Source organism: Nocardia pseudovaccinii NBRC 100343, assembly GCF_001613225.1.
Lineage (GTDB): Bacteria > Actinomycetota > Actinomycetes > Mycobacteriales > Mycobacteriaceae > Nocardia > Nocardia pseudovaccinii.
The window spans coordinates 1-12,159 of the sequence record NZ_BDBY01000041.1; the positions used below are offsets into that span (position 1 = coordinate 1).

The 12,159-nt window shown below is 65.4% G+C and carries 8 protein-coding genes; 6 read left to right on the plus strand and 2 right to left on the minus strand.

The window, feature by feature from the left end; translation table 11 throughout:
• Positions 1-213: 213 nt before the first annotated feature.
• The 4 genes from NP3_RS05795 to NP3_RS05805 all read left to right on the plus strand — a co-directional run bounded on the left by NP3_RS05795 (position 214) and on the right by NP3_RS05805 (position 3,886).
• On the plus strand, positions 214-726 hold the full coding sequence (locus tag NP3_RS05795; protein ID WP_063038542.1) for a DUF8020 domain-containing protein: 513 nt from the start codon (positions 214-216) through the stop codon (positions 724-726).
• A 229-nt stretch (positions 727-955) separates the two neighbouring features.
• The gene (locus NP3_RS47650; protein WP_157124140.1) at positions 956-1,132 is read left to right on the plus strand and encodes a hypothetical protein; all 177 of its coding nucleotides are present in this window, start codon (positions 956-958) and stop codon (positions 1,130-1,132) included.
• Between the two features lie 713 nt (positions 1,133-1,845).
• A complete protein-coding gene (locus tag NP3_RS05800; protein WP_063038531.1) occupies positions 1,846-2,211 on the plus strand; it encodes an alpha/beta fold hydrolase in 366 nt (121 codons plus the stop codon).
• Positions 2,212-2,479: 268 nt separating this feature from the next.
• Positions 2,480-3,886 carry an aspartate ammonia-lyase gene (locus NP3_RS05805; protein WP_063038533.1) on the plus strand — a complete coding sequence of 469 codons (1,407 nt, stop codon included), beginning with the start codon at positions 2,480-2,482 and terminating at the stop codon, positions 3,884-3,886.
• A gap of 79 nt (positions 3,887-3,965) precedes the next feature.
• On the opposite strand, the gene NP3_RS05810 is transcribed toward NP3_RS05805, so the two are convergent.
• Complete coding sequence (locus tag NP3_RS05810; protein ID WP_063038534.1) at positions 3,966-4,718, minus strand: MerR family transcriptional regulator; 753 nt, start codon at positions 4,716-4,718, stop codon at positions 3,966-3,968.
• A 118-nt stretch (positions 4,719-4,836) separates the two neighbouring features.
• Between NP3_RS05810 and NP3_RS05815 the strand changes: the two genes are divergently transcribed.
• Entirely contained in the window at positions 4,837-6,375 is a 1,539-nt protein-coding gene (locus NP3_RS05815) for an amino acid permease (protein WP_063038536.1), read from the plus strand.
• Positions 6,376-6,595: 220 nt separating this feature from the next.
• Complete coding sequence (locus tag NP3_RS05820) at positions 6,596-8,917, plus strand: serine/threonine-protein kinase (RefSeq protein WP_063038538.1); 2,322 nt, start codon at positions 6,596-6,598, stop codon at positions 8,915-8,917.
• Positions 8,918-9,081: 164 nt separating this feature from the next.
• Here the strand turns inward: NP3_RS05820 and eccCb are convergent.
• On the minus strand, positions 9,082-12,159 hold a 3,078-nt coding region (eccCb, locus tag NP3_RS05825; protein WP_063038540.1), incomplete at its 5' end, for a type VII secretion protein EccCb.

Genomic DNA, 12,159 nt, shown 5'->3' on the forward strand with positions numbered 1-12,159 from the left:
CGGGGCAGCCTGTGCCTGCCGATCAGCTGTCGCAACCTCGACACCCTCACCAGCAAGGATGTCCGATTGCGACGAAATAGCTATCTAGCGGCATGTGCGCCAAGACTTTCCTCTGAAATGCGATATTGTCCGAAGACAAGAAGATAGCCGGGAGCGATCCCATGCAATGCCGTTCGTCTGGGAATGTCGAAAATCGGAACGAATGGAAGTGTGGTGAAGATCAAGAAGCTCCTGGCGACCGCGATCTTGGCTATCGCGGCCACCGCCACAACCACCGTCACGGCCAACGGTCAGGCGGGGGTGGCCTCGGATGTCACCGTCGGCGCGAACGCCGGTCCCGTCGCCTACACCACCGCCCTCGCCGCCGATCACACCAGCGCGCTGGTGCGGCTGGCCTCCAGCAGATTCACCCTCGGCCGCGACGCGGTCACCGTGACCGCGGACGACGGCACCATCGTCGGCACCATTCCGACGACATTGCAGGCCCGGACCGGGCAGACGTTCAACCTCACGCCGACGCTGGACAACACCGGCACGGAACTGACGCTGACTCCGGCGTCGGCCCCCGTGCCCGGGCTGCACCAGGCACAGGGAAACTTCGCCGTCGTCGAGGTCGGCGAGATGATCGGTTGTGTCATCGGCATTCTCATCGGGATCTGGTTCTTCCTGGTGGGTGCCATCATCGGCTGTGCGGTCGGTGCGATCATCGGCCAGTTCCTCGCCTAGTTCGATTTGCCGATGACCAGCAGTTTTCGGTGTTGCAGGAGGTTGGCGTACTGGTCGATACCCCCTCCGGACACCAGTGCTAACTGCAATGCCGCGCAGTTTAGGCCGTGAGGCCGTGGGTCAAGTGGGTTTTGTTGTGCGGCAGGGTGTGTCGTGAACGGTGGACGGCGGAACCCCGGTAAAGAGGTTTGTCCTCGCAAGACGACCCTTGAAGCCGAGAGTTCCGCCGTTGGAGCAGTCTGTCATCACCAAGCAAGTAGTGGTAGCCGCGTGCCGGTTCGCGCCGGGGCATCTGGGGGAGCTGACCCGGATCGTGCCGTTCGAGATGGTCGACGCGGCGCTGGAATCGGGGCGGGCGGTGCAGGCGCGCAGCGATGGCAGATCGAAACAACCTATTCGGAACTGAAATCCACCATCCTCGGCGGCCGAGTACTCCGGGCCCGCACCCCCGCCGGGATCACCCGAACTGCGCGGCATTGCCCCTAGCGCGGCCGAGCTGCGGATCAGCCCGGACGTCGAGTACGTCCTCGGCCGCGCCCCGCGCCCCTTCGCCGACTGGGTCACCCGCAACATCGCCGAGTTCCGCTGAGATACAACCGCATTCGTCGTCGGCAGGGATCTACATCCTGCCGACACAGTGGACATGGGTATCGGAGCTCTGGGTTCGGATAACTGAAGTGCGCGCGCAAGGACTTCAGCAGTGCAGGGGCATAGGCCCCTTTCTGCTGCCGGGCCGTTCAAGTGGCGATGTCCGCGAGCCGGGTGACCTCGGCGAGGTCGTCTGTGGCGGGGAAGTGCGTGCAGAGGACTACCTTGTTGGAATGACCCGGCAGGACGGGTGGAACGACTGAAGTTCCTGACCGGTATGCCTGGTCAGAGGCCCGACGCTGCTTGACGTGAGTGCCAACGACTGGCGCGGCTACAACCGCGACAGTTGTTGGGGCAGACCGCTTATGACCGGGAGGGGCGGCTGTCTGCGGAATTGATCGCTCGAGGTTCCTTGCAGGACCGAAGTCGGTCGTTGGATCAAATCGACTGCGGGGCGGTGGGGTGTAACGCCGAGGCTGAAGCCGGTGTGCGACTGGGCGATTGGACCAAAAGCTCAGTGGTGCAGCGGATATGCGCCTCGGTGAGCTGGGCGGCGAGGTCGGCATTGCGGGCGATCGCCGCCTCCATGATCTCATCGATGATCTCGCGAAGGATTATTTCGTCCTCGCCTCCGATCAGCGCGGCTTCGCCGAGTCCTCCAAGCCGCACGGCGTCGAGAACTACACGCCGGACAGGCCAGTCGCCGACCTCATCGCGCTGGCCGAGCACTACCGGATCGATCACTTCACCCTGGCCGGGCACGATTGGGGCGGCGCGATCGCGTGGCTGGCGGCCCTCAACCATCCCGAACGCATCACGCGACTGATCATCGTCATCGCACCGTTCGTTTTCCAGAAGACCTTTCGACGACCTGCCCCAGCGCCGTTCCCCACCTGACGATCGATCGACTCGACTGCGTCGGGCATTTCGCGCCCTGGGAGGCACCAGACCGGGTGACACGTGCGATGCGTGACTGGTTGAACGTCGGCCGTGGTCGCGATTCCAGCTGATGCACCCATTCTGAGCGCCCGCCATCTGGTCAGGGTGGAAGCCGGGCTCAAGGCGACTCCGCCACCGTATTATGTGTCGTTATTTGATGTTATAATACGTTGAATAATGACAAATGGACTCTTGTGCCGCACCTGCAACGCGAAGGACACACCCCATGAGCTACCGCACCGAACAGGACTTGTTGGGTGAGAAGAAGGTCCCGACCGGTGCCTATTGGGGCATCCATACCGCCCGGGCCCGGGAGAACTTTCCGATCACCGGTACGACGATCGCGGCGAACCCGCACTTGATCGTGGCCTTGGCGGCAGTGAAGGAGGCGGCCGCGCGCGCCAACGCCGAACTGGGCCTGCTGGCGCCGGATATCGCGGGTGCGATCGCCGCCGCGTGCGCCGACATCCGGTCGGGCGCACTGCACGACCAGTTCGTCGTCGATGTAATTCAGGGCGGCGCGGGCACCTCGACGAACATGAATGCCAACGAGGTGATCGCCAATCGCGCTTTGGAACTACTCGGCCACGACAAGGGCGACTACACCCGCATCCACCCGAACGAGCACGTCAACCTGGGGCAGTCCACCAACGACGCCTATCCGAGTGCGGTGCGGCTGGCGACCATCCGCGCACTGGGCGACCTATCGAAGGCGATGGAGGTCCTGCGCGCCGAATATCTGCGCAAGGCAACGGAATTCGGTGATCTTCTGAAGATGGGCCGCACCCAGCTGCAAGATGCGGTGCCGATGACCCTTGGGCAGGAGTTCGGCACCTACGCGGTCATGCTCTGCGAGGACCGGCAACGTCTGGACGAGGCGGCGACCCTGCTGCACGAGATCAACCTCGGCGCCACCGCCATCGGCACCGGCCTGAACGCGGCACCCGGCTATACCGAGGCCGTCTGCCGGCACTTGCGAGCGATCACGGATCTGCCGTTGCAAACCTCCGCCGATCTGGTGGAAGCCACGCAGGACTGCGGAGCCTTCGTGCACCTGTCCGGCGTGCTCAAGCGGATCGCGGTGAAATTGTCCAAGGGCTGCAACGATCTTCGGTTGCTTTCCTCCGGGCCGCGAGCCGGATTCAACGAGATCAATCTGCCTCCGGTGCAGGCGGGATCGTCGATCATGCCCGGCAAGATCAATCCGGTGATCCCCGAGGTGGTCAATCAGATCGCGTTCCGGGTGATCGGCAACGATCTCACCATCACGATGGCCGCGGAGGCGGGCCAGTTGCAGCTCAACGCCTTCGAGCCGGTCATTCTGCATTCGCTCGGCGAAAGCATCACCCAGCTGCGGGCGGGGTGCCTGGTGCTGGCGCGCCGGTGCATTGCCGGGATCACCGCCAACCCGCAGGTCATGCGCGGGTATGTCGACAATTCGATCGGCCTGGTGACCGCGCTCAATCCGGCCATCGGCTACCACGCCGCGACCCGAATCGCCAAGGAGGCGTTGGCATCCGGCCGCGGGGTCGCCGAACTCGCACTCGAACAAGGACTGCTACCGGCCGACGAGCTCGAACGGCTGTTGCGGCCGGAAAACGTCGCACACCCACGCATGATCTCGGCCGACTAGAAGCCCGACCCGGCGCTCGGTCCCGGGCCGCGGCTCCCCGTGCGACAGGCAAACCGTCGCCACTCCGGTTGCGAGCGTGTCAGCCCCGGCCGGGAGGCATGTTGTCCAGGTCGCGTGCGACGAGATAGGCCAGGTGACGGCCGACGAACTCGTCGATCAACGCGGTCGCGACCCGGCCGGGCCGGGAACGAGCGGTGGACATACGCTCGGCCAGGCGGTCGATATCCTCCGGCCCGTGCGCCGACCGCCGGAAGGTCCGCACACTGGTTTGTTCGAACAGATCGACGAACTTCCGGGCGATGTGATCGCAGTCGGCGCGCAGTTGCTCGACCTCGTCGAGTGCTTCGGCTGCCGGTATGCCGTCGGCGACGAGTTCCTCGAGCAGCTCTGCCAATTCGCTGTTGGCGACTCGATAGGTCGTGGCGTCAGTCGGTTCGTAAATCCCTGCGGTGACCACTCGGCGCAGGCCGTCGGGAGCATCGTGCAAACGCCGCGCGAGATCGGTTGCGGCAATGAACTTCTCGGATATCGGGTCGGTCGGCTGCGATGACGCCGACGGTGCGGGCGCGGCGACGCCGAGGACGTCGGCCAGATCGTCGCCTCGATCCCAGGCCTCGAGCAGGCTACGGACACCGTTGAGCGTGATCCCGCGCTCGAGCAGCCGGCCGATGATCCGCACCCGGTTGAGATGTTCTTCACCGTAGAACCCGGTGCGGCCCCTCATCTCCGGAGGTGGCAGCAGGCCACGAACGCTGTAGTCACGCAGCGTTCGCACCGTCACACCGGACTCGTCCGCCAGCGAACTGATCGTGAACTCCGCCTCTGCCGCCATACCTCCAAGACAACCACACCGAGCACTCGGCGGGCAGTACCTCCTTCTTGTATGTGACATCAATTGCCGTTATATTACATCAATCAATGACATGGTCCAAGTCACAGGAGGAACCTCCATGACCACCGTTCGACCCCCGGCGGGCTCGGGAGCCGCAGAACACGGACTAGCCGACGAGGACGCCGGCTATCACAAAGCGCTCCGCCCCCGCCAGCTGCAGATGATCGCGATCGGCGGTGCGATCGGCACAGGGCTGTTCCTTGGCGCGGGTGGCCGTTTGAAGGAGGCGGGTGCCGGGCTGTTCATCGCGTATGCCGTCTGCGGCATCTTCGTGTTCTTCATCCTGCGGGCCCTCGGCGAGTTGGTGCTGCATCGTCCCTCCTCGGGCTCGTTCGTGTCATATGCGCGGGAGTTCTACGGAGAGAAGCTGGCGTTCGGCGTGGGTTGGATGTATTTCTTCCACTGGTGTATGACCGGCATCGTCGACATCACCGCGATCGCCACGTATGTGCACTACTGGGGTGCGACGAAGGTGATTCCGCAATGGACGATCGCGTTGGTCGCCCTGGTGATCGTGGTCGCGATCAACATGGTGTCGGTGCGCTGGTTCGGTGAAATGGAGTTCTGGGCGGCGCTGATCAAAGTGGTGGCGCTGGTGGGTTTCCTCGTCATCGGGCTGGTGTTCCTCGCCGGCCGGTTCCAGATCGACGGTGTCGACACCGGATTCAGTGTGATCAGCACGCAGGGCGGTCTTTTCCCACACGGCTTGCTGCCGCTGGTCTTGTCCACCACGGGGGTCGTGTTCGCTTATGCCGCAGTGGAACTGGTCGGAACGGCGGCCGGTGAGGCGGAGAATCCGGAGAAGATCATGCCGCGGGCGATCAATTCGGTGATCGCGCGGATCGCGCTGTTCTATGTCGGGTCGTTGGTGCTGCTGTCGCTGCTGTTGCCGTACACCGCGTTCAAGGCGGGGACCAGTCCGTTCGTTACGTTCTTCGACAAGCTCGGCATCGGTGGTGCGGGTTCGGTGATGAACCTGATCGTGCTCACGGCCGCGTTCTCGAGCCTGAACGCCGGACTGTATTCGACCGGACGCATCGTGCGGTCGATGGCGATGAACGGCAGCGCACCCGGCGTAGCCACGCGGATGACCAAGGGTGGTGTTCCCTATGTGGGCATCCTGGCGACCGGCGTGATCGCACTGGCCGGTGTCGGTCTCAATGCGGTAGTCCCGCAGAAGGCGTTCGAGATCGTGTTGAACATGTCGGCGCTGGGCACCATCGCGGCGTGGGCGGCGATCCTGATCTGCCAGCTGAAACTGTGGCAATGGTCCAGGGAAGGTCGCATGGAACGGCCTGCTTTCCGGTTGATCGGCGCCCCCTACACCAACATCGCTGCTCTGCTTTTCCTGGCATCGGTGGTCGGCTTGATGGGGTTCGGCCGTGACCCGATTCAGCGCGGTGCCGTCATCGCCATGGTCGTGGTCGTGCTGCCGCTGATGGTCGGCGGTTGGTACCTCGCCCGACGCCGGGTCACACAAATCGCGGCCGCCCGCCAGGGATACACCGGCCAGTTCCCCGTACTCGCCGAACGCCCGATGGCGCTGGGCGAACACGGACAGGCGGGTTCCGACGACGACAACACAGGAACCCGTTGACGCAAGCCGGTCTCGACACCAACAAGTGACGCCCCCGAGACCGGGTTGCACCGCTCGGCAGCTGGCGATCCCAGCTGCCGGGCGGTTCGACGCGAAAGTGCCAGGTCGTGTCACAGACCTTCTATCCGGATGGCGCAGTCGTTCAAGCGCCTGTGGCACCAGTCTCCCTAGACTACGACAGTGGCCCGGCCGGATGGCCGCGGCGCGAGGGAGAGATCGAATGCCGGAAGATGTCACCGCATCCGGCCATGACGGGACGTCGGCGGGGACGCTCCAGCCTGCGCTGGACACCGTTCTGACGCCTACGGGGTCTACCCGCGCAGGCGAGGCGACCGAAACGAGCCGATTGCCGCGGGATCACGCGGGCGAAGGCGATATGGACTCCGCCGCAACACATTCCGAACCGGGTTCGGGCCGTGCGTGGGTTCGTTCCCGGCCCAGCGTACGACTGCTCGGTGCGGGTCTGGTCGCGCTTCCGGAGTCGACGCCGACCGACCCTGCCGCGGCCGTACTGCCTGATCCCGAGGTGCCGGAGAACAAGCGATTCTGCTGGAAGTGCTCGAAGCCGGTCGGTCGCTCCGACTCCACGGGCCCGGCCCGTCCGGTCGGCACCTGCGGGTACTGCGGGGCGTCGTTCAACTTTCGCCCCCTGCTCGGCCCGGGCGAGGTGGTAGCCGACCAGTACGAGGTACAGGGGTGCCTCGCCTACGGCAGCCTGGGCTGGATCTACCTCGCCCACGATTACAAGGTCAGCCGCCGCTGGGTGGTGCTCAAAGGCCTGCAGAATCCCCTGGATTTCGAAGCCAGCGTGGTCGCGCTCGCCGAACGCCAATTCCTCTCGGACACGGCGTATCCGGCGATCGTGAAGATCTTCAATTTCGTCACCCACCGCACCGTTGACAACATCGCGAGCGGCTACATCGTGATGGAGTACGTCGGCGGCCGCTCCCTGAAAACGATGCTCGACCAGCGTGCGCCGCAGCGCCTTCCGGTCGCCGAAGCGATCGCCTACGTGACGGAGGTACTGCCGGCACTGGACTATCTGCACTCGTACGGCCTGGCCTACAACGATCTGAAGCCGGACAACATCATGGTGACCACCGACGAGGTCAAGCTCATCGACCTCGGTGCGGTGGCGGCCTTGCAATCCGGCGGAAGCCTGTACGGCACACGCGGATATCAGGCACCCGAGTACGCCGAGACCGGTCCGACCATTGCGTCCGACATCTATACCGTGGGCCGGACCCTGGCCGCGCTCACCCTGGACATGCCCACCGACGGGGAGGGACGCAAGCTGCCGGGGCTACCGTCGGGGCAGAACCTGGTGCTGCGCCGCTATCCCACATTCGAACGGTTCCTGCGCCGGGCAACCGATCCCGATCCCGCACAGCGGTTTCCGTCGATCCTTGTGCTGCATCGACAGCTCGACGGCGTGCTACGGGCCGTCCTCGCCGAGGACCATGACCGCGGATATCCGATGGCTTCCACCGTATTCGGCGCGCCACGAGGCTATTTCGGGGTTACCACGCTGCTGCGGCAGACCGACGGGCTCATCGACGGCCGACATCGTCCACCCACTCTCGATGCGACGAGTGTGATTGCTGCGCTACCGATTCCGCTGGTCGATAGTCTGGACCCCAGCGCAGAACTGGTATCGCCGCTGCTGCACGGTAATCCGGCCCAGGCGTTGGAAACTCTGCGGCTGCACCGGGACAACATGGCCGCGGGAGTCGTTCCGGAACCGGAATCCTTCGAGCTGGAAGGGGCTTTGACGGCGATCCGCGCAGATCTCGATCTGGGCGCGGCCGATCGTGCCCGCGCCGAACTGGGACGCCTGCGAGCCGAGCATCACCTGGACTGGCGCATCGACTGGTACACCGGCCTCGCCGATCTCAGCGACCGCGAATTCGAGGGCGCATACACGCATTTCGACCTGGTGCTCGACAGAGTGCCGGGCGAGGTGGCGCCACAACTGGCATTGGCCGCGACGGCCGAACTGATACTCCAAGCGAGCGACGAGATCGACGACACCACCCAATGGAGCCGCAAGGCGACCGAGCATTACCGCGCGGTATGGCGCGTCGATCGCGGTATGGCAAGCGCGGCCTTCGGATTGGCTCGGCGACAGTTCGCCGACGGTAACCGCGCGGCCGCCGTCATGACGCTGCAACAGGTGCCGGACGGTTCGCGGCATTACAACGCCGCACGACTGACTGCCTGCCTGCTGGTCACCAGCTCGCCCGGCGAGTTGGACCAGGCGGACCTGTCCGAGGCAGCGGTCTGGCTGCAGACGCTCGGTGATGACCCACGCCGGCTACAGATCCAGGCTGTTCTATTCGGCGCAGCGATGGCGTGGCTGCGCGCCGGTGGCCGACCCGAGCCACCGGACGCCACGATCCTGGGATTCCGGGTCACCGAGGAGGGGTTGAGCGCAGCACTCGAGTCGACCTTGCGGAGCATCGCCCGAATCTCGCCCCGCCGAGTACACCGGTACGCCCTGGTCGACCTGGCCAATCGCGTGCGCCCGCGCTCCTGGTGGTGATCAGAGTGCCGAGTACGCGCCTAACGTAACTGCACGACCCCCGGTGTCGATCAGTGTCGGCGGAAATGTCGTGTGATCGGCGATTGTGCTGACCGGTCGGCGCGCCCGCGCGGACCGGGGCAGGCCCCGGATCCAGCGCACCGAGCAACCCACGCGTGCCCGGTTCATAGCGGCGGCAGATGGGCCACGTGCACCATCTCCTGGCCACGGCTGCGGGAGACCAGCACGCCGCGGCCAGGGGGGAGTTTGCTCGGCCGGACATCGCCGAACAGCTTGCCCTCGTCCCGCGGACCACTCATGATCAGCGCGTCCACCGACAGGTTCTTCAAGCCGCCCAGGATCGGGTCGTACAGCGCGCGGGACACGCCGCCGGTGCGCCGAGTCACGATCATGTGCAGGCCGACATCGCGTGCCTGCGGCAGGAATTCGATCAGCGGAGTCAATGGATTGCCCGTGCCGCTGGTTGCAACCATGTCATAGTCGTCGACGACGATGTAGAGTTCCGGCCCGGTCCACCAACTGCGCTCGCGTAGTTGCTGCGGTGTGATGTCGGAGTCCGGGATACGTTCGCCCAGATAGGCGGCCACCTGCTGGACCATCGGCCCGCAGGTCTGCGACGAGCTCGAGTACCCGGCGAGATACTCGCCCTCGATCATGCCCAGCATGGTGCGGCGATAGTCGATCAGCACGACCCGGGCCTCATCCGAGGTCGACTGCTCGACAATGCCCATGACGATGTTGCGCAGCAGCGTGGTCTTTCCGCATTCCACATCGGCGAAAGCCATGAAGTGCGGATCGGTCGCGAAATCCAGTACCAGCGGCTGCAATTCGGATTCCCCGAGCCCGATCACGATCTTGGTGGGCCCGAGCTCGATGTTCGTGGACCGAGCGGCGGCGAGGACCTCCGTACGGCTGATCCGCAACGGCAGCATCCGCACCTCGGGTGCGCGACGATCGGGATACAACTGTTCGAGCCCCTGCCGGGATGCGGCCACCCCGCCGGCGAGAGTATTCGGATCCGTGCCGGAGTCCAGTCGCGGCAGCGCGATCAGCATGTGCAACTCCTGCGGGGTGATGCCGCGACCCGGCCTACCCTGCGGCACTTGGTGCGCGGTGCGACGGCCCATCTCCGAATCGGAGGGGTCGCCCAGGCGCAGTTCCAGCTTGGTGCCGATCTGATCCTTGACCGCGGGACGGATCTCGGCCCACCGCGACGCGGCGATCACCAGGTGCACGCCATACGAGAGCCCCTGTGCCGCAATGGCATTGATCTGCGTCTCGAGGGTTTCGAACTCCTCGCGGACGACCGCCCAGCCGTCGATCACCAGAAACACGTCGCCGAAAAGGTCCTCGGCCAGAGGATCGTCGCCAGGTGCCGGGGACGAAGCGAACTTGCGGCGCCGAAACTCGGCCATCGACTCGATACCGAGGGCCGCGAAGCGTTCCTCGCGCTGCCGCAACAGCGTGGTCAGCTCGGCGATGGTGCGCCGCACCCGATCGACGTCGAGGCGTCCGGCGACCGAGCCGACGTGTGGCACTCCCGCCAGGCCCGCCATGCTGCCGCCACCGAAATCCAAGCAGTAGAACTGCACCTGTTCCGGCGTGTGGGTTGCGGCCGCCGCCACGATGATGGTGCGCAGCGTCGTAGACTTGCCCGATTGCGGACCGCCGACGACGGCGACGTTGCCCTGCGCGCCGGCGAGATTGATAGTGAGCACGTCCCGGCGCTGCTGGTACGGCTTGTCGATGACGCCTATGGGCATCCACAGCTGGCCGTGCCTGTTCACCTGTGAGCGCCAATCTGCCTCCGGCAGTAGCATATCCACGCTCGGCGACTCGTCCAGCGGCGGCAGCCACACCTCGTGTGCGGGCCTGCCGTGCTCGCTGAGGCGGCGTACGACCACGTCCAGCAGGGTGGCCGGCACGCGGTCCTCGGCGCCCGGCACCGCACCGGCGGCCGAGGGCGGCGGTTGCGGCAGCGGATTCGACGGCGGCGGAGGCAGTTCCAGCGGATCTTCGGCCGCCGCGACCTCCTCGGACTCGGATAGCTCAACCGGCGCGGCGGTGAACAGAACCGGGCGCTGCCGCGCCGCCGGACCACCGTTCTCCGTCACGATGCTGGCGACCGGCGACTCGTAGGGCCCCGACACGTAGCTTGCGTTGAACCGCAACGGATCCGACGCGTCATTCTTCAGGTAGCCCGAGCCGGGCACGCTCGGCAGGTGGTAGGCATCGGTGATACCGAGCACCGCACGCGATTCGTTGGCCGAGAAGGTGCGCAGGCCGATCCGGTAGGACAGGTGCGACTCGAGACCGCGCAGCTTGTTCTCCTCCAGGCGCTGCGAAGCCAGCAGCAGGTGCACGTGCAGCGACCGGCCCAGGCGGCCGATCATCACGAACAGCTCCGCGAAATCCGGCTTCTGCGACAACAACTCGGAGAACTCGTCGACCACGATGAACAACGCGGGCAGTGGATCCAGCGGCACGCCCGCGGCACGAGCCTTCTCGTAATCGGTGACATTGGCGTAGTTACCCGCCGAACGCAGCAGCTCCTGACGGCGATTCATCTCACCCGCGAGCGCGTCCTTCATGCGGTCGACCAGCGAGAGCTCCTCCTCCAGATTGGTGATCACCGCGGACACATGCGGCAGCGTGTCCAAGCCGAGAAAGGTCGCACCACCCTTGAAATCGACCAGCACCAGGTTCAGCGCATCGGGCGAGTGCAATGTCACCAGCGAAAGCACCAGGGTGCGAAGGAATTCCGACTTACCCGAACCGGTGGCGCCGATGCACAGACCATGCGGGCCCATGCCGTTCTCGGCCGACTCCTTGATATCGATCTCCACCGGCGTGCCGTCCGGTGTGATGCCGATCGGGACGCGCAGCCGCTCCCGCGCGGTGCGCGGCCGCCAGACCTTGATCGGATCGATCTGCGCCGCATCGGGAATGTTCAACAGCGCCATCAGCCCCGGATCTGTCGAAGCCCCATCGCCGAGGCTCACCATCTGCGCGGCCGTAGCCAGCCGGAACCGGGCCAGCGCTCGCCCGAATGCCTCGGCCTCGGCGACACTGACCTGATCGAGAGTGGCGAACTTCTCCACGCCCGCAGCACTTTTCGCGGAGACCCCGCCATCGGCAGCGACCAACTGCAGGCCGCGGCGAGCGGCCAGACCCGTCTCCGGCGCGGTGAGGTCCAGCACTGTCACCGAATCCAGCCCGGACTCGCTGACCAGCCGCTCGCT

Bases quoted from the DNA above. Each gene is read 5' to 3' on its own strand.
- NP3_RS05810 (WP_063038534.1), bottom strand. From the start codon at position 4,718: ATGGCGGCAGAGGCGGAGTTCACGATCAGTTCGCTGGCGGACGAGTCC.
- NP3_RS05820 (WP_063038538.1), top strand. From the start codon at position 6,596: ATGCCGGAAGATGTCACCGCATCCGGCCATGACGGGACGTCGGCGGGG.
- NP3_RS05800 (WP_063038531.1), top strand. From the start codon at position 1,846: ATGCGCCTCGGTGAGCTGGGCGGCGAGGTCGGCATTGCGGGCGATCGC.
- NP3_RS05815 (WP_063038536.1), top strand. From the start codon at position 4,837: ATGACCACCGTTCGACCCCCGGCGGGCTCGGGAGCCGCAGAACACGGA.
- NP3_RS05805 (WP_063038533.1), top strand. From the start codon at position 2,480: ATGAGCTACCGCACCGAACAGGACTTGTTGGGTGAGAAGAAGGTCCCG.